This window comes from Brevundimonas sp. (assembly GCF_041648115.1).
GTDB lineage: Bacteria > Pseudomonadota > Alphaproteobacteria > Caulobacterales > Caulobacteraceae > Brevundimonas.
Genome location: NZ_JBAZPR010000013.1, coordinates 39,490 through 61,616, shown reverse-complemented (window position 1 = coordinate 61,616; position 22,127 = coordinate 39,490). Strand labels below are relative to the sequence as shown.

At 65.8% G+C, this 22,127-nt stretch carries 19 protein-coding genes; 9 read left to right on the top strand and 10 right to left on the bottom strand.

Annotated features, from left to right (window positions below; translation table 11 throughout):
* Nucleotides 1–88: 88 nt before the first annotated feature.
* Entirely contained in the window at nucleotides 89–640 is a 552-nt protein-coding gene (locus tag WC597_RS12915; protein ID WP_372693768.1) for a cytochrome b, read from the top strand.
* Nucleotides 637–1,554, top strand: coding sequence for an L-threonylcarbamoyladenylate synthase (locus tag WC597_RS12910; protein ID WP_372693766.1), 918 nt, complete (start codon nucleotides 637–639; stop codon nucleotides 1,552–1,554). The genes WC597_RS12915 and WC597_RS12910 overlap by 4 nt, the downstream gene beginning before the upstream one ends.
* Here the strand turns inward: WC597_RS12910 and WC597_RS12905 are convergent.
* The 3 genes from WC597_RS12905 to yaaA are packed head-to-tail and all read right to left on the bottom strand — an operon-like array spanning nucleotide 1,551 to nucleotide 4,310.
* Nucleotides 1,551–2,618 (bottom strand): patatin-like phospholipase family protein, encoded by a 1,068-nt coding sequence (locus tag WC597_RS12905; protein WP_372693764.1) that lies wholly within the window; start codon nucleotides 2,616–2,618, stop codon nucleotides 1,551–1,553. The genes WC597_RS12910 and WC597_RS12905 overlap by 4 nt on opposite strands.
* 19 nt (nucleotides 2,619–2,637) lie before the next feature.
* Complete coding sequence (locus WC597_RS12900) at nucleotides 2,638–3,486, bottom strand: 3-hydroxybutyrate dehydrogenase (protein ID WP_372693762.1); 849 nt, start codon at nucleotides 3,484–3,486, stop codon at nucleotides 2,638–2,640.
* Nucleotides 3,487–3,539: 53 nt separating this feature from the next.
* A complete protein-coding gene (gene yaaA / locus WC597_RS12895) occupies nucleotides 3,540–4,310 on the bottom strand; it encodes a peroxide stress protein YaaA (RefSeq protein WP_372693761.1) in 771 nt (256 codons plus the stop codon).
* Between the two features lie 105 nt (nucleotides 4,311–4,415).
* Between yaaA and WC597_RS12890 the strand changes: the two genes are divergently transcribed.
* The gene (locus WC597_RS12890; protein ID WP_372693759.1) at nucleotides 4,416–5,438 is read left to right on the top strand and encodes a cupin-like domain-containing protein; all 1,023 of its coding nucleotides are present in this window, start codon (nucleotides 4,416–4,418) and stop codon (nucleotides 5,436–5,438) included.
* 1 nt (nucleotide 5,439) lies between these two features.
* Here WC597_RS12890 and WC597_RS12885 read toward each other — a convergent pair whose 3' ends face one another.
* The 4 genes from WC597_RS12885 to metC are packed head-to-tail and all read right to left on the bottom strand — an operon-like array spanning nucleotide 5,440 to nucleotide 11,505.
* Nucleotides 5,440–6,852, bottom strand: coding sequence for an FAD-binding oxidoreductase (locus WC597_RS12885; RefSeq protein ID WP_372693757.1), 1,413 nt, complete (start codon nucleotides 6,850–6,852; stop codon nucleotides 5,440–5,442).
* A 48-nt stretch (nucleotides 6,853–6,900) separates the two neighbouring features.
* Nucleotides 6,901–8,982, bottom strand: coding sequence for a DNA topoisomerase IV subunit B (locus WC597_RS12880; protein ID WP_372693755.1), 2,082 nt, complete (start codon nucleotides 8,980–8,982; stop codon nucleotides 6,901–6,903).
* The gene (locus tag WC597_RS12875) at nucleotides 8,957–10,303 is read right to left on the bottom strand and encodes an O-antigen ligase family protein (protein WP_372693753.1); all 1,347 of its coding nucleotides are present in this window, start codon (nucleotides 10,301–10,303) and stop codon (nucleotides 8,957–8,959) included. The genes WC597_RS12880 and WC597_RS12875 overlap by 26 nt, the downstream gene beginning before the upstream one ends.
* Before the next feature lie 23 nt (nucleotides 10,304–10,326).
* A complete protein-coding gene (gene metC, locus WC597_RS12870) occupies nucleotides 10,327–11,505 on the bottom strand; it encodes a cystathionine beta-lyase (RefSeq protein ID WP_372693751.1) in 1,179 nt (392 codons plus the stop codon).
* 80 nt (nucleotides 11,506–11,585) lie between these two features.
* Here metC and WC597_RS12865 point away from each other — a divergent pair, with 80 nt between their 5' ends.
* Both WC597_RS12865 and WC597_RS12860 read left to right on the top strand, forming a co-directional pair.
* A complete protein-coding gene (locus WC597_RS12865; protein WP_372693749.1) occupies nucleotides 11,586–12,677 on the top strand; it encodes an amino acid ABC transporter substrate-binding protein in 1,092 nt (363 codons plus the stop codon).
* A 34-nt stretch (nucleotides 12,678–12,711) separates the two neighbouring features.
* Nucleotides 12,712–14,034 carry a dicarboxylate/amino acid:cation symporter gene (locus WC597_RS12860; protein ID WP_372693747.1) on the top strand — a complete coding sequence of 441 codons (1,323 nt, stop codon included), beginning with the start codon at nucleotides 12,712–12,714 and terminating at the stop codon, nucleotides 14,032–14,034.
* A gap of 3 nt (nucleotides 14,035–14,037) precedes the next feature.
* Here WC597_RS12860 and sseA read toward each other — a convergent pair whose 3' ends face one another.
* From sseA to WC597_RS12845, 3 genes are read right to left on the bottom strand one after another with little or no spacing between them, the layout of a single operon-like run.
* On the bottom strand, nucleotides 14,038–14,862 hold the full coding sequence (gene sseA / locus WC597_RS12855) for a 3-mercaptopyruvate sulfurtransferase (RefSeq protein ID WP_372693745.1): 825 nt from the start codon (nucleotides 14,860–14,862) through the stop codon (nucleotides 14,038–14,040).
* Nucleotides 14,859–16,079, bottom strand: a complete 1,221-nt coding sequence (locus tag WC597_RS12850) for a class I SAM-dependent methyltransferase (RefSeq protein ID WP_372693743.1) — start codon at nucleotides 16,077–16,079, stop codon at nucleotides 14,859–14,861. Before WC597_RS12850 ends, sseA begins: the two co-directional genes overlap by 4 nt.
* 18 nt (nucleotides 16,080–16,097) lie before the next feature.
* Nucleotides 16,098–17,552, bottom strand: coding sequence for a deoxyribodipyrimidine photo-lyase (locus WC597_RS12845; protein WP_372693741.1), 1,455 nt, complete (start codon nucleotides 17,550–17,552; stop codon nucleotides 16,098–16,100).
* Between the two features lie 112 nt (nucleotides 17,553–17,664).
* On the opposite strand from WC597_RS12845, the gene kdsA reads away from it, so the two are divergent.
* From kdsA to WC597_RS12825, 4 genes are read left to right on the top strand one after another with little or no spacing between them, the layout of a single operon-like run.
* Nucleotides 17,665–18,543 (top strand): 3-deoxy-8-phosphooctulonate synthase, encoded by an 879-nt coding sequence (gene kdsA, locus WC597_RS12840; RefSeq protein WP_372693739.1) that lies wholly within the window; start codon nucleotides 17,665–17,667, stop codon nucleotides 18,541–18,543.
* An 18-nt stretch (nucleotides 18,544–18,561) separates the two neighbouring features.
* Nucleotides 18,562–20,019 (top strand): D-glycero-beta-D-manno-heptose 1-phosphate adenylyltransferase, encoded by a 1,458-nt coding sequence (gene rfaE2 / locus WC597_RS12835; RefSeq protein WP_372693737.1) that lies wholly within the window; start codon nucleotides 18,562–18,564, stop codon nucleotides 20,017–20,019.
* Nucleotides 20,016–21,017: an ADP-glyceromanno-heptose 6-epimerase gene (gene rfaD / locus WC597_RS12830; protein WP_372693735.1), complete on the top strand. Its 1,002-nt coding sequence runs from the start codon at nucleotides 20,016–20,018 to the stop codon at nucleotides 21,015–21,017. The genes rfaE2 and rfaD overlap by 4 nt, the downstream gene beginning before the upstream one ends.
* Complete coding sequence (locus WC597_RS12825; protein WP_372693733.1) at nucleotides 21,017–22,108, top strand: DUF3089 domain-containing protein; 1,092 nt, start codon at nucleotides 21,017–21,019, stop codon at nucleotides 22,106–22,108. Before rfaD ends, WC597_RS12825 begins: the two co-directional genes overlap by 1 nt.
* The last annotated feature ends 19 nt before the right edge of the window (nucleotides 22,109–22,127 follow it).

The following is a 22,127-nucleotide window of genomic DNA, read 5'->3' as shown; positions in this document are numbered from 1 at the left end:
GCCGCGTCGGGGGCGGTCGCTGCAAGCGTCTTGGCGACGCGCCCCATCTAAGTGCAAGGTGACCTAGTGCCGTCACGGAAGGGAAGAGATGGGCGAGCCCCGTAATCGATATTCGACCGTTTCCCTGCTGTTTCACTGGGGCATCGCCTTGGCGGTCCTGATCCAGGTGCTGCTGATCACGGCGCATGAGAATACGGAAGGGCCGATCTCAGGCCAGTTCGTGATGCTGCACAAGTCGCTGGGCCTGACGATCCTGACGCTGACCCTGGCGCGGATCGGATGGCGTATGGCCCATCCGGCCATTCCCTTGCCATCGGGTTTGCCGCGCTGGCAGCGGATCGCCGCGCGGATCAGCCATGTGCTGTTTTATCTGGCGCTGATCGTCATTCCGCTGACCGGCTGGCTGGCGTCTTCCGCCGGCGGGCGTGCGATCGAATGGTTCGGCCTGTTCTCTTGGCCTCTTCTGCCCATCGGTGGCGGACGCGATGCGGCACGCAGTCTGATGGGGCTGCATGGGCTGGCGGTGAAGGGCCTTTATGTCCTGATCGCCCTGCATGTTCTGGCGGCGCTGAAGCATCAGTTCATAGACCGTGATAATGTGCTGCACCGGATGATCCCGATCATCCCCCGTCGACCGTGAGCGAGACCCCGGCTCAGACGGCGCAGGCGCTGGCGAACGGCGATCTGATCCTGCTACCGACCGAGACCGTCTATGGGCTGGGCGCCGATGCGGGCAACGCCCAGGCGGTTGCGGCCATCTTCGCGGCCAAAGGACGGCCGAGGTTTAATCCGCTGATTTCCCACGTTGTCGATGCGGATGCAGCGGCGGCCATCGGAGAATTCGGTCCGGCCGCTCGCGCCCTGGCCGAGGCTTTCTGGCCCGGTCCATTGACGCTCGTCACGCCTGTTCGGGACGCCACACGGGTCTGCGATCTGGCCCGCGCCGGGTTGGACAGCGTAGCGATCCGCGTGCCGGCCCATCCGATGGCGAGAGCGGTGTTGGCGGCGTTCGGCGGCCCCGTCGTGGCGCCGTCGGCCAATCGCTCGGGACGGCCCAGCCCGACGACGTTCGCCGATGCGGTGGACGAAACCGGCTTCGCGGTCGCCGCCGCGGTCGATGGCGGCCATTGCCAAGTCGGGCTGGAGAGCACGGTCGTGTCGGTTCTGGGCGGACGTGTCGCCCTGCTGCGGCCGGGCGCTGTCACCCGGTCAGAGATCGAGGTTCTCGTCGGTCCGTTGGCGGACAGCGGGGAGGGGCATCGCTCGCCCGGCCGGTTGGCTCTGCATTACGCGCCGGACGCCCCGGTCAGGATAGAGGCGCATGAGGCGAAGAGCGGCGAAATCCTGCTGGGATTTGGCGCCGGTGTCGGCGATCCGCGCTGGAGCCTGAGTCCGTCTGGCGACCTTCGAGAAGCGGCGGCAAACCTGTTTCGGCTGTTGCGTGAGGCTGATCGGACGCATCCTGTCGGGATCGCCGTTTCGCCGATCCCGATGACGGGATTGGGCGAGGCGATCAATGATCGGCTGAGACGGGCCGCAGGCTTCGTCGGCTAACCGAACCGGGCCTGGAGGTCGACGCTGGACTGATGGCCGACGCTCGGCAGACAGGTCTGAAGCCAGTCGTCAGCGGCGGCCCGGCCGCGCGCCTTCAGGTCGTTGAGGAAGCTCCATTCGGTATTGAACTTTGACCGCAGCGACAGGTCCGACAGCCAGCCGTCCGCCTCGATGGCGTGTAGTCGAACATGCCGATAGGGTCCCGAGCCCCCGCCCTTGAGCTGACCGTGCGCGATCATCTCGCCGGCCAGGGCGATGGCGCGAAGTTCGGCGACCAAGGGTGCGTTGAAGACGATCTCGTTCAGCCGATCCACGATGTCCCCGGCGCTGCGAGGCGTCTCATTGCGGGCCAGCGGGTTCAGCGTCACCAGCAGCACATCGTCTGGCGTGTCTTCGCCGGTCAGGGGCCAGAGCGGCGGATTGGTCAGATAGCCGCCGTCCCAATAGGGCTCTCCGTCGATCTCGACCGCCTGGAACAGGTGGGGCAGGCAGGCGGAGGCCATCAGGACATCAGCGTTGATCTCGCCCGTCTCGAAGAGGCGCGTCCGGCCCTGACGAACGGCTGTGGCGGCGACAAACAGTTTGATGTCCGAAGCCTGGACCGCACCGAAATCGACAGCCGCCTTCAGCACCCGTTTCAGAGGATTGTGGTTCAGCGGGTTGAATTCATAGGGGCTCATGGACATCGCCAGCGTCTCGCCGGCGCGCCAGAAGGGGTTGTCCTTGATCCAGTCGGGCGGTTGGGCGGCGTTCCACATCGCGCTGTCGCCAAAGACGTTTCGGCCACCGGACTGGTTCACCTCGCGCCACAGCTTGTCCAGCGCCGCACGGGCGTCGCCAGTCGCGAGGCCGGAGACCAGCGCCGCGCCGTTCATGGCGCCGGCCGACACGCCGGACACCGCACGGACATCCAGTCGGTCGTCTTCCAGCAGTCGATCCAGCACGCCCCATTGAAAGGCGCCGTGCGCGCCGCCGCCCTGAAGCGCGAGGCAGACGGGGCGACGGCCCGTGGGAGCGGGAAGACCTTCCGCCGGTTGGGCGGTCTTGCGTTTGAAGATCGCCATGCCCGCCCCGATTCAAGATTTATTGAGCGGTCCAGCCGCCGTCTATGGAGAAGCTGGTGCCATTCGCCGAGGCGCCGAGATCGCTGACCAGATAGAGGAAGATCCCGGTCAGTTCGTCGGTCGTCACGAATCGCTTGGTCGGCTGGGCCGCCAGGATGACGTCGGTCAGCACCTGCTCCTCGGTCATGTTGCGGGTGCGAGCCTGGTCTGCGATCTGTTTGGTCACGATCGGCGTCTCGACGAAGCCGGGGCAGATGGCGTTGCAGGTGATGTTGTCCCGCGCCAGTTCCAGCGCCACCGTCTTGGTGAAGCCGATGACGCCGTGCTTGGCCGCGACATAGGCGGACTTGAACGGGCTGGCAACCAGGCCGTGGGCCGAGGCCATGTTGACAATCCGGCCACGCCCTTGCGCCTTCATGATCGGGATCGCGGCGCGGGTGGCGTAGAAGGCCGAGGACAGATTGATGGCGATGATCTTCTCCCACTGGTCGGTGGGGAATTTCTCGACCGATTCGACGTGTTGGATGCCGGCGTTGTTGACCAGAATATCCAGACGGCCGAGCTCGCTGTGGGCGAAGGCGACCATGTCTGCGATCTCTTCGCCGCGCGTCATGTCGGCGTGATGGTAGCGAACCCGAGCCCCGGACGAGGCTTCCAGCTCGGCGCGCGTTTGCTCTATCTCAGCGGGATCGCCCAAGCCGTTCAGGACCACATCGCCACCGCCCGCCGCTACAGCCCGCGCCAAGGCAAGGCCGATGCCCGAGGTCGATCCGGTGATGACCGAGACCTGACCCGTCAGATCGCCGATACTGCGGAGCGTCGGCGTCTCGCCGTCAACTCCCGAGGATGCATTAGGCTGTTGCGACATGGGTCTGCCCCTTGGTTCGTCAGCGAGAGATTAGCGGCAGGATGCGGTCGGGATCAAGAATTTCCCGATCTGATGAATATCCACTCATTGTCGGTCGAGGCGGCCTTATCGAAAGCGTAGCCGTCGCGGTCGAAAGCCTTCAGGTCGGCAACACGTTCCACACGTTCGTCGATGGCGAAGCGCGCCATGGCGCCGCGCGCCTTCTTGGCGAAGAAGGAGATGATGCGGCTCTCGCCATTCTTCTCCTCGCGAAACTGCGGCGTGACGATCGGCAGCTTCAGCGCCTTGGCGTCCACGGCGCCAAAATATTCCTGGCTGGCGAGGTTCACCAGCGTCGGGTCTGATTGACCTTCGGCGTCGGCGTTCAACTGTTTGGAGATCCGCTCGCCCCAGAAGTCGTAGAGGCTGGACCCGCGCCGGGTCTTCAGCCGCGTGCCCATCTCCAGACGATAGGGTTGAATCCGGTCCAGCGGACGCAGCAGGCCGTAGAAGCCCGACAGGATGCGCAGATGATCCTGGGCATAGGCGAGCGCCTTGGCGTCGAGTTCGCGCGCTTTCAGTCCCTCGTAAACATCGCCTGCGAAGGCGAAGGCGGCCTGGACGCCATCGGTCGATTCGGAATCAAAGGCCTTGAAGCGGGCGACGTTCAGCGTCGCCAAGTCGTCAGAAATCCCCATCAGGCGGCGAAGATCGGCCTTTGTCTGACGCCGTGCGGTCGTCGCCAGGCTTGCGGTATCCTCCACGAATCGACGTTCAGTGCCGGGGATCGCCGGATCGGCCTCGGTGAAGTCGAGCCGTTTGGCGGGAGAGAGAACGATCAGCAATTTGGTGGCTCCGTTGCAGCGCCGCTCACATAGGCCGCTTCAGCATGGATTTGAACCGTGCTGCTTTGTCTCGCGACCATGCAGAAAACGGATTAACCTCGACCGATGACAATCCCCTTGCCCGAGCGACGGACCCGCGAGTTCCACGATGTCGACGCGGACATCTTCGAACGCGAGATACGGCCTGCGGGCCGGCCTACGATCATGCGAGGCGTGGTTGATCATTGGCCCGCAGTAAAGGCGGGCAAGGCGGGCGGAAGGGCATTGGCTGACTATCTTGCGCCGTTTACCGGCCCGCAGCCGGCGCCTGTGCTCAGCACGCCATACGATCAGGCGGGGCTGTTCTTCTACGACGAGACGCTGACGGGGACGAATTTCGAAACCCTGCCGATGCCGCTGACGACGCTGTTTCAGCGGCTTCTGGATTTGGAAGGAACGGAGCGACCGCCGTCTATGGCCGCCCAGTCCTTGGCCGAATCGGCCGCGGCTCCCGGTTTCAGCGCCGCCAATCCTCCGCCTGTGCCGGTACATGCGGCCGTGGCGCGTCTGTGGATCGGCAACGCCGCCGTCGTCCAGACGCATCACGACATGAACGACAATGTCGCCTGTGCAGTGGCTGGACGACGGCGCTTCACCTTCTTTCCGCCAAGCCAAACCGCCAATCTGTATCTTGGCCCTTTTGAGCGGACACTGGCCGGCCCGCTGACCAGCATGGTCAGGCTGGACGCACCGGATCACGAGCGATTTCCAAACTTCCATCAGGCCTGGGCTGAAGCCGAAACTGCTGATCTTGAGCCCGGCGACGCGCTCTACATTCCCTATATGTGGTGGCACCACGTCCAGTCGTTCGACAGTTTCGCCATGCTGGTGAACTATTGGTGGAACACGGCTCCGGCTCAGCTTCGACCGATGGAAGCGCTGATCCACGCCATGCTGGGGGTTCGGGATTTGCCGCCTGAACAACGTGAGGCGTGGCGCAGCATGTTCGACGCCTTCGTCTTCGACGCAGGAAAGACGCCTGGCGCACATCTCGCGCCGACGGCGCGGGGCATGCAGGGGCAGCTCTCTCAAGCGCGCGCCGATCACCTGAAGGCGGCCCTTGCGGCCAACATGACCAGACGAATCTAGGTCAGAACAGAACGGCCGGGTTCATGATCCGTTTGGGGTCGATGGCGCGGCGGATGGCGGCCATGGTTTCGATCTCAACGGGGGATTTGTAGCGCTTGACCTCTTCGGTCTTGAGCCTGCCCAGGCCGTGCTCGGCCGAGATCGAACCGTCGTAGGATCCCACAACGTCGTGAACGACTTGGGAGCCTTCCTTCCAGCGACCGATGAAGGCGGGGATGTCCTGACCGACGCCCGGCAGGATGTCGTAATGCAGGTTGCCGTCGCCGACGTGACCGAAGACCGAGATGCGGGCGCCGGGGTGGAAGCGTTCGACGGCGGCGGAAGCCTCGTCGATGAATTCGGCGATGCGGCTGATGGGGACGGAAACATCGTGTTTCCAGCCGCCGCCTTCGGGCTTCAGCGCCGCCGAATGCTCCTCACGCAGGCGCCAGAAGGCGGCGCGCTGGGTGTCGTTCTGGGCGATAGCCGCGTCGGTGATCAGGCCTTCCTCGAAGGCGACTTCCAGCAGGGCTTCCATCTGGGCCTCGGCGCCGCCGGGTGTGCCCGAGGCGATCTCGATCAGGACGTACCAGTCCGGCGTCGAGTCCAGCGGCTCACGGGTATCGGGGATATTCTTGAGCACCAACGCCATGCCCAGCCTCTTCATCAGCTCGAAGGCCTCTACCCCGCCACCGGTCTCGGCCTTGGCGCGGGCCAGCAGTTCGACCGAGGCGGCGGCGGTTTCCAAGCCGACGATCGCGACGGCGCGCGAACGCATGATCGGGAACAGTTTCAGGGTGGCGGCGGTGACGACGCCCAAGGTGCCCTCGGCGCCGATCAGCAGCTGTTTCAGGTCGTAGCCGGTGTTGTCCTTGCGCAGACGCTTCAGGCCACGGAAGATTTCGCCGTTGGGCATGACGGCCTCAAGGCCCAGCACCAGATCGCGCATCATGCCGTAGCGCAGAACCTGGGTGCCGCCGGCGTTGGTCGATATGACGCCGCCGATGGTGGCCGATCCTTCGGCCGCAAGGCTGAGCGGAAAATAGCGGCCCGCCGCCGTCGCCGCCTGCTGGGCTTCCAACAGGGTCAGGCCGGCCTCGACCGTCATGGCGTCGTCCAGCGGGGTCACGTCGCGGACGGCTCGCATCTTGCGGGTGGACAGCAGGACTTCGCCGAAGGGAATCTGGCCGCCGACCAGGCCCGTGCCTCCGCCATGAGGCGTGATGGCGACGCCTTCGCGCGCGCAGATCGTCACGGCCTTCGCCGTTTCCTCCACCGAACGCGGGGTCAGCAGGATCGGCGTATTGCCGGTCCAGCGGTTGCGCCATTCGGTCAGCGACGGCGCGATGACGTCGGGATCCTGGGTCCAGCCGCCCGGCCCCAGCGCGGCCTTCAGTTCGTCGAGCACGGCGGAGGAGGGGGCGGGCGTCTGCATGCCCCCTTTTGTCAGGCGGCGTCGTTCGGTGGAAGGGCCGCGAGGGCCTCAGACGTCGAGTTCTTCTTTCACGAACTGCGCGTTTTCCTGAATGAACTGGAAACGGGCGTCGGCGCGCTTGCCCATCAGGCGTTCGACCAGGTCCTCGATGTCGGTCTCGGCGTCCGGCACGGTGATCCGGGCCAGGGTCCGCTTCCTGGGATCCATGGTGGTCTCCTTGAGCTGGGAGGCCATCATTTCGCCCAGGCCCTTGAAGCGGCCGATCTCGGTCTTCTTGCCCTTGAAGATTGTGGCCATCAGTTCGTCGCGGTGGGCGTCGTCGCGAGCGTATTCGCTCAAGGGGCCAGCCGAAATCCGGTACAGCGGCGGCAGGGCCATGAAGACCCTGCCTTGGCGGATGGTCTCGGGCATGACGCGGTAGAAGAAGGTGATCAGCAGGGCCGCGATGTGAGCGCCGTCCACGTCGGCGTCGGTCATGATGACGATCCGCTCGTATCGCAGGTCGTCGATGTTGAAACGATTGCCCGGCTGGACGCCCATGGCGAGCGCCAGATCGGACAGTTCGACGTTCTGGCGCAGCTTGTCCGCTGTGGCCGAGGCGACGTTCAGGATCTTGCCGCGCAGGGGCAGGATAGCCTGGGTCGTGCGGTCGCGCGCCTGTTTGGCCGAGCCGCCGGCCGAATCGCCTTCGACGATGAAGAGTTCGGTGCCCTGAGCTGACTGACGGCTGCAGTCGGACAGCTTGCCCGGCAGGCGCAGCTTGCGTGTGGCGGCGGCGCGCTGGACCTCCTTGTCCTTGCGACGGCGCAGACGATCCTCGGCGCGATCCACGACGAAGCCGAGCAGGGCGTTGGCCTGTTTGGGGCTCTCGGTCAGCCAGTGATCCAGCGGGTCGCGGAGCAGCTGCTCCACGATGCGCGTGCCCTCGGGCGAAGACAGGCGGTCCTTGGTCTGGCCCTGGAACTCGGGATTGCGGATGAAGACGCTGATCAGGGCGCCGGCATTGGCGATGACGTCTTCGGCCGTGATGATGGCGGCGCGCTTCTCATTGGTCAGTTCGCCGTAGGATTTCAGACCCTTGACCAGGGCGGCGCGGAAGCCGGCCTCGTGCGTGCCGCCGTCGGGGGTGGAGACGGTATTGCAGTAGGACTGGATGAAGCCGTCGGATTCGCCGAAACCGATGGGCGACCAGGTGACGGCCCATTCGAAGGCGCCCGCCTCGCCCTGGCGCTCGGCGCGGCCGGCGAAGGTGGGGGTGACGGTGTCCAGTTCGCCAATCCGGTCGACCAAGGCGTCGGCCAGGCCGCCGGGGAAGTGCAGGCTGGCCTGGGTCGGGGTGGCGTCGGTGATCCGCTCGGGCGCGCAGGTCCACCGGATCTCCACGCCACGGAACAGATAGGCCTTGGAGCGGGCCATACGGAACAGACGGGCGGGTTTGAAGGCCGCGCCCATGCCGAAGATTTCGTCGTCGGGTTTGAAGCGGATCAGGGTGCCGCGCTTCTTGGACGGGCCGATCTGCTGGATCGGGGCCAAGACGGCGCCGCGGCTGAAGGCCTGTTTCCATTCGAAGCCGTCGCGCCAGACGGTGACCTCGACGTTTTCGCTCAGGGCGTTGACGACCGAGACGCCGACGCCGTGCAAACCACCTGAAGTTTCATAGGCTTTGCCCGAGAACTTGCCGCCTGAGTGTAGGACGGTCATGACAACTTCCAGCGCCGACTTGCCGGGGTGTTTGGGGTGCGGATCGACCGGGATGCCGCGGCCGTCGTCACGCACCGACAGATAGCCCTCGGCGTCCAGATCCACGGTGATCAGCTTGGCGTGTTTGGCCACCGCCTCGTCCATGGCGTTGTCCAGGACTTCGGCGAACAGGTGGTGCAGGGCGCGCTCGTCGGTGCCGCCGATATACATGCCGGGGCGTTTGCGGACGGGCTCCAGCCCCTCCAGCACCTCAATGGAGGAGGCCGAATATGCGTTGGCGCTGCCGGCCGTCGGCGCAGCGGCTGCGGTCGGGGCAGGGGATGGCGCAGGCGCGAGCGGCGCCTCGGGCGGTTTCACGGCCACGGGTTTGGGAGGCTCGGGTTTGCGAGCTTCGGGTTCGTCATCAAAAGCGAAGAGGTCGGCGGCCATTCACATAGTCTGAGGCGATTCGGGAGCGGGTCTGGTAGGCCCGTGAGGCCGGTCGAGCAAGCGGCGCACGAACAGGGGCAGGATCGAAGGTCACGGCGCGCGCCATGATCGCCAGCATCAGGATCCAAGGCAAGTTGGCGTGGGTCAGCAGGACGCTCTCCGACAGGCTCAGCGCTGCGAAGACGGTCAGATAGGCGATGCTCCAATAGCCCTCGCGCGCGCCGTGGCCGTTCAGCCGCGCGACGATCAGGATCGCCGAGATCGCCATGACGGCGCCGACCGCCACCGCGCCGGGCCAGCCCAACTGGACCAGCAGGTCGATCCAGCCGTTGTGGGCCGACGGCACGGGCCATTGGGTCTCGATGCGGATTTCGCGAGCGGGAATGGAGTCCACGCCCCAGAAGGCGCTGAAGCCGTAGCCGGTCCAAGGACGCTCGGCGACCTTACGCATCAAGGCTTCCCAGATCAGGGTGCGCCCAGTCAGGGACGGATCCTTGCCGAGAGCTTCCAGGATGGCGGCGGAATCGGAGTTCCACAGCCAGGTGGCCGCCGCCGCCGTGATGACGCCCAGCCAGATTCCGGCGACCGTGATCACGGCGCCGCCCTGTTTCAGCGTCCACCAGCCGCCGACCATGCCAAGGCCCAGGCCCCAGCAAAGGAGCGATGTCTTGGATTGGGTGGCGAGCACCAAGAGCGTGGTCAGGCCCAGCGTCAGCAGGCACACCCAGAAACGGTTGCTGCGTCCGGCGATATGATCGGCGGCCAGGGTCGCGGCGGCCGAAACGGCGCCGATCACCATGACCAGCCCCATCTGGTTCTTCTCGTACCAGAGACCGCGCCAAAGGCCGGCGTTGTCGAACTGGTGCACGCCCACCTTGGGATAGCCGAACACCATGAGAAGGCTGCCGACAGCCATCACCAGACAGGTGTACATCAGGACGCGAGACAGGGCGTCGTCGCGGAATCGGGCGCCCAGATAGATGGCGAAGGCGCTGTTGATGGCCATGGCGATCACGCGGCGCTCGGTCACGCCGGGGTCGATCGACCAGTATTTCGACACGAAACACAGGGCGACCAGGCCGAACATCATCAGCCAGGCGGGCCAGGCGCGAATGACCTTATCGAACCGAAAGACGATCAGGCCCGCGATGACGGCATAGACCGGCAACCAGATGAACCGCAGGATCGGCGTCTCGACCTGGGTCGGCGCGATCACGGGGGCGATCAGGGCGCCTGTCAGCATGAAGACGACGAAACCGGCCGCCCACTGTTCCCACAGCGGCGGCGAATCATCCTGAATCTGAACGGGCGGTTCGCGCACGGGCGCACAGTCCTTTGCGTCGCTTAAGGAACCGTGAGTGCGGCGGTGAAGGCGGCGAGGCCCCGTTCCAGATCGACGATCAGGTCGGCGGGGTCTTCCAGTCCGACATGGATGCGGATCAGTTCGCCCTCCAGCACGGGCGGATGGTCGCGATAGGGCATCTGATGGGTCTCGTGGGTGATCAGACTTTCGAACCCGCCCCAGGAATAGCCGAGACCGAACAGGCTGAGGGCGTTCAGGAGGGCCTCACCCGCCGCCTTGTCGCCGCCCTTCATGATCACGCCCATCAGAGACGCCGCACCGGTGAAATCCCGCCGCCACAGGTCGTGGCCGGTCGAGCCGGGCAGGGGCGGGTAGAGGACGCGGGAAACCTCGGGCCGCGCTTGCAGCCATTCCGCGACGGTCAGCCCCGACCGCGCCTGTTCCGCATAGCGCAGCGGCAGGGTCCGAAGGCCGCGCAGCGCCAGCCAGGCGTCGTCGGGCGACACATGCCAGCCCAGGTCCTCGATGGTGTCGCCGATGGCGCGCAGGCAGGCGGGGTCGTTCGAGGCGATACTGCCCATGAGCACGTCCGAGTGTCCGCCGACGTATTTGGTGACGGCCTGGACGCTGACATCCACGTCGTGGGCCAGCGGGCGATAAGCCAGGCCGGCGGCCCAGGTATTGTCGACCACCGTCAGGACGCCTCGCGCTCGGCAGGTTTGGGCCACGGCGGCGACATCGACCATTTCGAACGTCAGGGATGACGGCGATTCCATCAGCACCAGTCGCGTTCGATCGCCCAAGGCGACGACGATGGCCGCCGCGTCGGCGTCGGCGGGAAGGAACCGGGTCGTGACGCCGCGCGCGGCCTGATAGCGGCTGAGGAAGCGGCGTGTCGGGCCATAGACAGCGTCCGTGGTGATCACCTCGTCGCCCGGCCGTAGCAGGGCCAGCAGGGGAACGGTGACGGCCGCCAGGCCGGAGGCGACCAGAAAGGCATCCTTCGCGCCCTCCAGATCGGCCAGGGCGCGGCGAAGATCACGGGCGGCGCTGGTTCCGCTGAGGCCATAGGTCGGACCATCCGTCTCGTCGCGCATGACGGCGGCAGTGTCGCTGAGCATGGTCGAGGCGCGCTCGATGGGTGGATTGACGCCGCGACGACCCTGACCTCGACGTGTGGCGGCGGCGATCAGGCGGGTGCGGTCCGAATGCGGCGACATGGCGTTTCCGATGGGTTGCGGATCGGGGCCTAAAGGCCTCTAAAGCCAGCGGGGCGCAAGCGGCGAGGGATTGAAACGCGATGCGGTGCTGGATGATCGGAGCGATGGCGGCGGTGCTGCTGACGGCCGCGTGCGGGCGGCAGGACGCCGATCCGACGCCTGAGAAGACAGTTGTTGCGTCGACCACGACCACGCCAAGCGCCGTCCCCGAAAGCCAGACCCTGGCGGCGATCAAGCGGCGGGGACGCCTGAACTGCGGCGTCCATCAGGGACTGGTCGGGTTCGCCTATACGGACAATCGCGGTCAGTGGCGGGGATTCGACGTGGACTTCTGTCGCGCCACGGCGGCAGCCGTGCTGGGCGATGCCAATGCCGTGCGGTTCGTGCCATTGTCGGCGTCGGATCGGTTCGCGGCGCTGAACGACGGCCGGATTGACGTGCTGTGGCGCAACTCGTCCTGGACCATGAGCCGAGACGCCGGCGAGGGGTTCGTCTTCGCCGGGATCAACTATTATGACGGCCAGGGCTTCCTAGTTCGGCGCGCGCTGAACCTGAACAGCGCGACCGAGCTGAACGGGGCGCGGGTGTGCGTGCAGTCCGGCTCCACCTCGCAAGCCAACGCCGCCGATTATTTCCGCTCGCGCGGCGTGGAATATCGGCCTGTCGTCTTCGAAACCGAAGAGGCGGCGCGCGACGCCTATGGCCGCGAAGACTGCGACGCCTTCAGCGCCGACATCTCCGCCCTGGCCGCCGCGCGGACCATTCTAACCAACCCCAACGAACATGTGATCCTGTCGGATGTGGTGTCCAAGGAGCCGCTGGGACCGGTCGTCAAGGCGGGCGACGAACGATGGGCTTCGACGGTGCGATGGACCCTGAATGCCCTGATGTTGGCCGAGGAGCTGGGGGTCACGGAGGTCAATGTCGAGTCGCAGGCGAAGACTGCGACTGACCCGCGCGTGCGCCGTTTGCTGGGCGTCGAGGGCGAGTTCGGACCCATGCTGGGCTTGTCCAAGACCTGGGCCAGGGATGCCGTCGGGGCGGTCGGCAATTACGGCGAGATTTTTGAGCGGAATCTGGGGTCGCAATCGGCGCTCGACCTGGCGCGCGGTTTGAACGCACAATGGAACGCGCGCCCGGCTGGCTTGATCTATGGTCTGCCGATCCGATAAGCGCCGACGCTTGTATCGCTTCCTTGGGGGATAGATGACCGAGACGAAACGTGGCGGCCTCGCGCTGCACTGGCTGATGCTGATCGGTTTCGCCGTGGGTCTGGGCGGCGGTCTCCTCGTCAATCTGACGCTGGGCGCTGACACGGGCTGGGTCGTCTGGCTGACGGACAACGTCACAGGGCCGTTGGGTCAGATCTTCCTGCGCCTGCTGTTCATGATGGTCATCCCCCTGCTGTTCTCGGCCCTGGTGGTCGGGGTGGCGGAGATGGGCGATCTCAGCTCGCTGGGACGCGCGGGGATCAAGACCCTGGTGCTGACCATACTGGTGTCCAGCATCGCTGTGGTGATCGGCCTGGTCATGGTCAACGTGTTCCAACCCGGACGGGGCGTCGATCCCGTGCTGGCGCAACAGCTGCTGGAGCAGGGCCGCGATGGCGCGGCCGGCATCGTGCGCGGGGCGCCCGAGACCATCCAGCTTGGCGACTTCTTCCTGGAGCTGATTCCGTCGAACGTCTTCACGGCCGCAGCCGAGAACCAGATCCTGCCGGTGATGGTGTTCGCCCTGTTCTTCGGCATCGGCCTGGTGATGGCCAAGTCGCCTGCGACCGACCGGCTTCAGCAGGTGATCGAGGGCATTTTCGAAGTCACGATGAAGCTGATCAACCTCTTCATCAAACTGGCCCCCATCGCCATCGCCTGCCTGATGTTCAACCTGGCGGCTCTGTTCGGATGGGATCTGCTGGTGCGGCTGGCGGCCTATGTGGGTGTCGCCGTGGGCGCCATGGCGATCCATATGTTCGTGGTCTATCCGCTGGTGATCTGGATCCTGGGCGGGCGCTCGCCCATCGCCTTCTTCAAGGGCGTGCGTGAGCCGATGGTGGTGGCCTTCTCGACCGCCTCGTCCAACGCCTCGCTGCCGGTGTCGCTGAAAGCAGCCGAGGAAGAGCTGAAGCTGCCGCGCAAGATCGCCCGCTTCGTGCTGACGGTCGGCGCCACCGCCAACCAGAACGGCACGGCCCTGTTCGAGGGGGTGACGGTTCTGTTCCTGGCCCAATTCTTCGGCGTCGATCTGACCATCACCCAGCAGGTCATCGTGATGCTGGTCTGCATACTGGGCGGGATCGGCACGGCGGGTGTGCCGGCCGGATCGCTGCCGGTGGTGGCCATGATCCTGGTGATGGTGAAGGTGCCGCCGGAGGGGATCGGCCTGATCCTGGGCGTCGATCGTTTCCTGGACATGTGCCGCACGACCCTGAACGTCACCGGCGATCTGGTGCTGGCGACCGTGGTCTCGCGTGGCGAAGAGGACGACGCCCTCGAAGCCGACGATGTCGTTCCCGTGGCGTCGCCGGTCTGACCCTCAGCCGGTTTCGACCGGGGTGTCCGAGCGGGCGCCCCATTCGGACCATGAACCGTCGTATAGTTTTGACGGTCGGTCCAGTTCTGCCAAGCCCAGGGTCAGGATGGCGGCGGTGACGCCGGAGCCGCATGTGGTGACGATGGGCCGGTCTATGTCCACGCCAGCCTCGACGAAGGCTTGTGCCAAGGCCGCACCGCGCTTCATCGTGCCGTTCTCGTTCAGCAGGCGGCCGTAGGGCAAGTTGAGCGCGCCCGGCATATGACCGCTGCGCACGCCAGGGCGGGGTTCGGCGGCCTGACCGCTGAAGCGCGCAGCGCCGCGCGCATCGACGACCTGGATACCTTGGGCCAAGGCGTCTCGAACGTCATTGAGCGAGGCAATGGCCTCACCGAGTTCTGTGGCCTCGAAGTTGGTCGCGACGGCTTTCGACCCGCCGGTCTGTACCGGTCGGCCCTGCGCCAGCCAACGCGGGAGGCCGCCGTCCAGCACTTGAACCTGCTTGGCGCCCATCGTCTTCAGCATCCACCAGACGCGGGCCGCCGAGAACAGGCCGGCCGTGTCATAGACGACGATCCGGTCGTCGCTGCCGATTCCAAGAACGCCGACCGAGGCCGCGAACGATTGCGGCGACGGCATCATGTGGGGCAGGGGGCTGTCGCGGTCGGACACGGCATCCAGATCAAAGAAAACCGCGCCGGGAATGTGGGTCCGCTCAAAGTCGGCACGCGCGTCCCGGCCGTCCAGATGCCAACTGCCATCCACGATGCGTAGGCCGGGCTCGTCCAAACGAATGGCGAGATCTTCGGTGGAAATCAAAAAGCTCATGGTCGGGACAGGGCCAGTTGGATGACGTCGGTGCGGCCGGATCGGAACCCGGCTTCGCAATAGGCGAGATAGAAGCGCCATAGCCGCCGGAAACGCTCGTCGAAACCGGGAATCCTGCTGATTTCGGACCAACTTGCCTGAAAGCGCTCGTCCCAGCGTTTCAGAGTGGAAGCATAGTCGAGACCGAACCGCTCGACGGCCTGCCATGACAGGCCTGCCGCCGAAGTTACGGGCGCCAGTCTCTCCTCCGACGGCAGCATGCCGCCAGGGAAGACATATTTTTGGATGAAGTCGGTGCGGGCGTTGTATTCCTCGAACAGGACATCCTGGATAGTGATGATCTGCAGCCCCGCGACACCGCCCGGCTTGAGGACATCGCGGACCTTGTCGAAATAGGCGGGCCAATATTCCTTGCCGACCGCCTCGAACATTTCGATGGAGGCGACGCGGTCGAACTGGCCCTGGACGTCGCGGTAATCAACCAGCTCGATCTTGGCCCGATCCGCCAGACCTGCATTGAACAGCCGTTGTTGCGCGAAGTCGTGCTGCTCTTTCGAGATGGTGATGCCGGTGACGTTCGCGCCAATCTCGCGCGCGGCGAACTCGGCGAAACCGCCCCACCCGCAGCCGATCTCCAAGACCGACATGCCGGGCTTAATGTCCATCATACGGGCCAGGCTGGCGTATTTCTCGCGCTGGCCTGCTTCCAGCGTCTCGTCCTCGCGACTGAAACGCGCCGACGAATAGGTCATCGAGGTGTCCAGCCAGTTCAGATAGAAGGCGTTGCCCAGGTCGTAATGGGCGTGGATGTTCTTTTTCGACCCTGTGCGGCTGTTGCGCTTGCTGCGGTGCGACAACCAGTTGACCGCCATCATCAGCCAGTTGCCGTCGAACAGGCGGCGGATGTGGTCGTAATTATCGACCAGAGTCTCCAGCAGGGCGGGCAGATGCGGGCTGTCCCATTCGCCAGCCATATAGCCCTCGGCGAACCCGATGTCGCCGGCGGCCAGGACACGGCGCGCGAAGCCATAATCCTTGACGTGCATCACGCCGCTGGGGCCGGGCTGTCTGCCTTCCAGCACATGGGCCTCGCCGTTGGGCAGATGCACCGTCAGGCGCCCGAAGGTCCAGTTGGAGGCGAGCAGGCGGAGCAGCATCGCAAAGACGCGGGGCGTCCTGGCGGCGGCGGCCTCTATGTCGGTCGTGGCGAGACTCATGATGAACCTTTCTACGCGTCAATCACGGTCGGTCGTGTCGTCGCCGCGTCCCGACACCGTCTTGAGGGCGTCGAGGGCGCGGGCGCGAGCTTGGCCATGATCCAAGATGGGGTTGGGATAGTCCTTGCCAAGCCTGACGCCGGCGTCGCGCAGCACCTCGGCCGGAGCGGTCCAGGGGGCCTGGAGCCAGCGGTCGGGCAGGGCGCGCAGTTCGGGAACCCAGCGGCGGACATAGCCGCCCTTGGCGTCGAACTTCTCGCCCTGGGCGATAGGATTGAAGATGCGGAAATACGGCGAGGCGTCGGCGCCGGACCCGGCGACCCACTGCCAGTTCTGCACATTGCTGGCCAGATCGGCATCGACCAGCGTGTCCCAGAACCAGGCCTCTCCCTCGCGCCAGTCGACCAGCAGGTGTTTGATCAGGAAAGAGGCGACGACCATCCGCACGCGATTGTGCATCCAGCCGGTCGCCCACAGTTGTCGCATCCCGGCATCGACCAGGGGATAGCCCGTGCGGCCGTGCTTCCAGGCCTCCAGCCCTTCGGGATCGTCACGCCAGGGCATGGCGTCATACTCGGGGCGGAAGGCGCACTCGGGCATGGTCGGGAAATGGTGGAGCAGGTGGGCGGAGAAATCGCGCCAACCGATCTCGGCGACGAATTTCTCGGCCTCGGCGGCAGTGACCTTGCCCGTATCCGCCGCATCGCGCGCCCGCTCGACAGCGCGCCACGGACTGATCTCGCCCCAGTGCAGGTGTGGCGACAGGCGGCTAGTGGCCGGACGGTCGGGATAGTCGCGGCCGACGGCGTAAGTCTTCAGCCCATGGGCGATGAAGTCGGACAGGGCGGCGGAGGCGCCGTCTTCGCCCGGCGTCCAGTCGAAGCCTTTGGACCAGTCCGGTCCTGTGGGATGCAGTTTCCAGTCGTCGATCGATTCGCTCTCGACGGCGGCTGGCGTGTCGATCACGCGCAGGCCGGTCGTGTGCGCGGGCGGCTCCGACTTGGCCAGAAGCGCCTTCAGGAATGGGGTGAAGACCTTGTAGGGACCGCCCGTGCCGTTCAGCACGGCGCCAGGCCGGCACAGCAGGGAACCGTTGAAGCCCCGGCAGTCGATGGCGTCGGCTTTCAGCGCATGGGCGATTTCGGCGTCGCGTTCGAACGCCTGCGGTTCGAACAGCCGGTTCATGAAGACCACGTCGGCGTCGGTCTCGTCGATCAGGCTCTGGAGCTGGACCAGCGAATCGCCGCTGCGCAAAATCAACCGCGAACCCCGCGCCTGAAGCGTCGCGTCGAGCGCCCTCAGCGACTTGTCGAGCCACCACAGCGATGCCGCGCCAGTGGGTCGGTCGGGGCTCTGATCCAGGATGAAGACCGGAAGGATCGGCCGTCCGGTCTCGGCGGCCTGGTTCAGGGCAGGGTTGTCGTGCAGGCGCAGGTCGCGGCGGAACCAGAGGATGACAGGCTTGGTGGCCACGCGGGCGAACTCCGTGATAACTTGCGCTCAACCGTTCAGAGCGCCACCTGATGGCCCAATAGCTGCGGCAAACGCCGCCTCCACAACACCCGAACTTCGAAAGAGCCGCCCCGTGAGCCGACCCAACGCTGTCATTACGTTGTCCGAAGGTCTTCGGACGCCTGTCGTCATCGGGGGCGGTGCAAGAATCGCCTTCATCGCCGGTCCCTGCCAGATGGAGAGCCGTCAGCACGCACTGGAAACGGCCCATGCGCTGAAGGAAATCGGCGAGCGGCTGAACGTCGGGATCATCTACAAGACCAGTTTCGACAAGGCGAACCGCACCAGCGCCAGCGCCGCGCGCGGTATCGGCCTGAAGGAGGCCATGCCGATCTTCGCCGAGATTCGCGAGGTGACGGGCCTGCCTACCCTGACCGACGTCCACTCCGAGGCCCAGTGCGGTCCGGTGGGCGAGGTTGTCGATGTGCTGCAGATTCCGGCCTTCCTCAGCCGCCAGACCGACCTGCTGCTGGCCGCTGCCGCGACCGGCAAGGCGATCAACATCAAGAAGGGTCAGTTCCTGGCCCCCTGGGACATGAAGAACGTCATCGCCAAGGTGGTCGGGGCGGGCAATCCCAACGTCATGGCCTGCGAGCGGGGCGCCAGCTTCGGCTACAATACCCTGGTCAGCGACATGCGGGCGCTGCCGGTTCTGCGTGAGATAGGCTGCCCCGTCGTGTTCGATGCGACCCACAGCGTGCAGCAGCCCGGCGGGCAGGGCACGTCGTCGGGCGGTCAGCGCGAGTTCGTGCCGGTCCTAGCCCGCGCCGCCGTCTCAGTCGGCGTGGATGCGGTCTTCGTGGAGACGCACCCGGATCCGGACAATGCGCCGTCTGACGGCCCCAACATGGTGCCGCTGGACCAGTTCGAAGCCCTGGCCGCGCAACTGATCGCCTTCGACGACCTGGCCATCAAGATCGGGGCCAAGGCGCCGGTGGCGCAGGCCGCCTGAATCCTCTAGGTCGGACCCATGTCTGACACCCTGGACCTGGGCGCCCTGCAAAGCCTGCTGGAGCGCGTGCGCGGCCTGAAGATCGCCTGCGTCGGCGATCTGATGCTGGACCGCTACGTCTATGGCGAGGTCAGCCGCATCTCGCCCGAGGCGCCGATCCCTGTGCTGCGCGCCGCCCGCACCGTCGCCATGCCCGGCGGCGTCGGCAATGTGGCGCGCAACATCGCGGCCTTGGGCGGTGTGGCCCGTCTGGGCGCCGTGGTCGGAGATGATGCGGCGGGCGCTGAGCTGACCGCTCTGATCGCCGCCGAGCCGCGTATCGAGGACGCCCTGGCCCGTCCCGCAGGGGCTGCGACCATCGTCAAGACGCGGTTCGTCTCGGCGGGGCAGCAGTTGTTGCGGTTGGACGACGAAGCTGCACCAGTTTCTATCTATAATTCCAACGCGTTTACGGGTGCTTCCGTCTATCTTTTGTCTGACTATGCCAAGGGCGTGGTCGGCGACGCGCTGATCGGTTCGGCCTTGGCTGCGGCGAAGGCGTCAGGCGCGCCGGTCGTGGTCGATCCCAAGGGACGAGACTTCGCCCGCTATGGGGCGGTCGATGTGATCAAGCCCAACGCTTCGGAACTGGCCGGCGCTACGGGCCTCCCAATCGGGACGGACGCCGAGGTCGAAACGGCGCTGAAGGCGCTGCTGGCCGGCACGACCTCAAAGGCCGTGATCGTGACGCGCGCGGGCAAGGGCATGAGCCTGGCTCGGCGCGGGGAATCTGTGAAGCATTTCCCTGGACGGGCGCGCGAGGTGTTCGACGTCTCGGGCGCCGGGGATACCTGTCTGGCGGCCATAGGCCTGGCCCTGGGCGCCGGAGCGTCGCTGGAGACGGCGGTGGAGTTCGCCATCCTGGCCTCAGGCGTGGTGGTCGGAAAGGCCGGGACGGCCGTGGTCACGCCGGCCGAACTGATCGAGGCCGAACTGAGCCAACATGCCACCGCCGCCGTCGCCAAGGTGACGCCGCTGGATGAGCTGGCGGCCGAGGTCGAGGCCTGGCGGCGTCAGGGGCTGAAGGTCGGCTTCACCAACGGATGTTTCGACATTCTGCACCGGGGCCATGTCGCCTATCTGGCCCAGGCGCGCAGCTGGTGCGACCGGTTGGTGGTGGCGCTGAACACCGACGCCTCGGTCAAGCGGCTGAAAGGCGATGGCCGGCCGGTCAACGATCTGGACAGCCGGGCGGTCGTCATCGGTGGCCTGGCCAGCGTTGATCGCGTGACCAGTTTCGACGATCCCACGCCGGTCGCCTTGATCGAACGGCTGAGACCCGATGTGCTGATCAAGGGCTCGGATTATACCCGCGAGGGCGTGGTCGGCGGCGATCTGGTCGAGAGCTGGGGCGGAGAGGTCAAGCTGGCCGATTTCAAAGATGGCTATTCGACTACTCGAACGATCGAGAAGATGACCACAGGATCCCAGCAATGACGCCTCGCATGATCGTCGTCACCGGCGGCACCGGCTTCATCGGCTCGAACATCGTGGCGCGCCTAACGGCCGAGACGGCCTATGACGTCGTGGTCTGCGATCGGCTGGAGAACGCCGACCTGGCCAAATGGAAGAACGTCGCCAAACACGCCATCGCCGACTTCTGGTCGCCCGAGGAACTGTTCGAACAGTTGGAGCGTCACGCCGAGCGGATCGAGGCTGTCGTGCACATGGGCGCCATCTCTTCGACGACCGAGCCGGACGCCGACCTGATCCTGCGCACGAACTTCACCCTGTCGCGAGACCTGTGGGACTGGTGCACGATCCGGGATGCCAGGATGATCTACGCATCCTCGGCCGCCACCTACGGCGACGGTGAGACGGGCTTCAATGACGACGACGATGCGGAGTCTCTGTCGAAGCTTCGGCCGCTAAACGCCTATGGATATTCAAAAATGCTGTTCGATCAGCATGCCGTGCGCCAATCGGGTCGCGGCCAGGCGCCGCGCCAGTGGGCCGGACTGAAGTTCTTCAACGTCTATGGGCCGAACGAGGGGCACAAGGGCGGGATGAAGTCGGTCGTGGCCCAGATCTGGCCCAAGGTCGAGGCGGGCGAGGCGGTCAGCCTGTTCCGGTCGCACAATCCGAACTATCCCGACGGCGGCCAACTGCGCGACTTCGTCTACGTCGACGACGTGGTCGATATCATCGAGTTCCTGCTGCAATCGCCCGAGGTGTCCGGCATCTTCAACGCCGGGTCCGGTCAGGCGCGGTCGTTCGCCGATCTGGCGCGCGCCACCTTCGCCGCCGCCGGCAAGGAGCCGTCGATCGAATATATCGACATGCCCGAGGTCATTCGCGACCGGTACCAGTATTTCACCGAAGCCCGGATGGACCGGATTCGGGCCGCCGGGTTCGAGGGCCAGTCCACGCCGCTGGAAGAGGGCGTGCGACGTTACGTGCAGGACTTCCTCTCCACCTCTGATCCCTACCGCTGATGCGCCGGCTGACCTTCAGGCAATGGGTCGGCTATGCGGGCTTCGCCGCCGTCTTCGTCCTAACCGCCGCCGTGGCGGTCTGGAGCGGAGATATCCTGCGGGCGGGGTTAGACCCCCAGGTGCCGTTCCAGACCTACAAGCCGCCGCCCGCGCCGGATTATCGATCGGCGTCGTCCTGGGCGTTGATGGACGAAGGCGCGCCGGACCGCGCGTCGGTCTTCTTCGTCATGCCGACCACCTTCGACGGCGGCGCGGAGTGGAACGGCCCCATCGATGATGCACGGGCGAACGCCTATCTTCGTCGCGTCGTCCTTCCGAACTACGCCTCGCCGTTCGCCAGGGAAGGCAAGGTCAGCGCGCCGCTTTATCGCCAGGCCAGCCTCTATACGCGGCTGACCCTGCGCGACGATGCGCGTGAGGCGCGGGCCTTCGCCTATGGGGATGTGAAGGCGGCATTCGCGATTTGGCTACGCAATCACCAGACCGGTCCGATCGTGATCGCCGGGGTCGAGCAGGGCGGCGAATTGTCCGCGCTACTGGTGCGCGACGCGCTTAGCTCCGATCCAAAGCTCAAGGATCGGCTGGTTGCGGCCTATCTGATCGAGACCTTGGTCAGTCGCGAGATGTTCCAGCAGAGGGTCGCGCCCTGCGACGCGTCGGACGAGACAGGCTGTATCGTCGCCTGGTCTTCGGTCGAGGACGGCGACGAACCGGCGGCGCGGCGCAAGCTGCGGCGGGCGTTGGAATGGAACGACCGGGGCGAGCTGGTCGGGCTGACGACCGCGCCGATCTGCGTCAACCCGGTGACCGGAGCGACGCAACAGCCGCGCGCCGAAGCTCGCCAGCACAGCGGGGCGACCAATGCGACGGGGCTGGAGTGGGGGGCGCGCCCAGCCCTGACCGGGCGACTGATTTCGACCGAATGTCGCGGCGGCCTGCTGTGGCATAGCGCACCCGACGCGGACTTTCTGACCGCCGGCGGAAGCTGGGCGGATCGGCGCAAGATCGTCCCCTACAACCTGTTCTACGGCGACATCGAGCGTGACGTCAGCGTCCGGCTGGCGGCCTGGCGGGTCAAGCGCGAACCTTAGCCTCGATCAGCTCGTCCGG

Coding starts and splice junctions, on each gene's coding strand:
- WC597_RS12915 (WP_372693768.1), top strand. CDS start 89: ATGGGCGAGCCCCGTAATCGATATTCGACCGTTTCCCTGCTGTTTCAC.
- WC597_RS12905 (WP_372693764.1), bottom strand. CDS start 2,618: ATGGCGATCTTCAAACGCAAGACCGCCCAACCGGCGGAAGGTCTTCCC.
- WC597_RS12900 (WP_372693762.1), bottom strand. CDS start 3,486: ATGTCGCAACAGCCTAATGCATCCTCGGGAGTTGACGGCGAGACGCCG.
- WC597_RS12890 (WP_372693759.1), top strand. CDS start 4,416: ATGACAATCCCCTTGCCCGAGCGACGGACCCGCGAGTTCCACGATGTC.
- WC597_RS12885 (WP_372693757.1), bottom strand. CDS start 6,852: ATGCAGACGCCCGCCCCCTCCTCCGCCGTGCTCGACGAACTGAAGGCC.
- WC597_RS12880 (WP_372693755.1), bottom strand. CDS start 8,982: ATGGCCGCCGACCTCTTCGCTTTTGATGACGAACCCGAAGCTCGCAAA.
- metC (WP_372693751.1), bottom strand. CDS start 11,505: ATGTCGCCGCATTCGGACCGCACCCGCCTGATCGCCGCCGCCACACGT.
- WC597_RS12865 (WP_372693749.1), top strand. CDS start 11,586: ATGCGGTGCTGGATGATCGGAGCGATGGCGGCGGTGCTGCTGACGGCC.
- WC597_RS12860 (WP_372693747.1), top strand. CDS start 12,712: ATGACCGAGACGAAACGTGGCGGCCTCGCGCTGCACTGGCTGATGCTG.
- sseA (WP_372693745.1), bottom strand. CDS start 14,862: ATGAGCTTTTTGATTTCCACCGAAGATCTCGCCATTCGTTTGGACGAG.
- WC597_RS12850 (WP_372693743.1), bottom strand. CDS start 16,079: ATGAGTCTCGCCACGACCGACATAGAGGCCGCCGCCGCCAGGACGCCC.
- rfaE2 (WP_372693737.1), top strand. CDS start 18,562: ATGTCTGACACCCTGGACCTGGGCGCCCTGCAAAGCCTGCTGGAGCGC.
- rfaD (WP_372693735.1), top strand. CDS start 20,016: ATGACGCCTCGCATGATCGTCGTCACCGGCGGCACCGGCTTCATCGGC.
- WC597_RS12825 (WP_372693733.1), top strand. CDS start 21,017: ATGCGCCGGCTGACCTTCAGGCAATGGGTCGGCTATGCGGGCTTCGCC.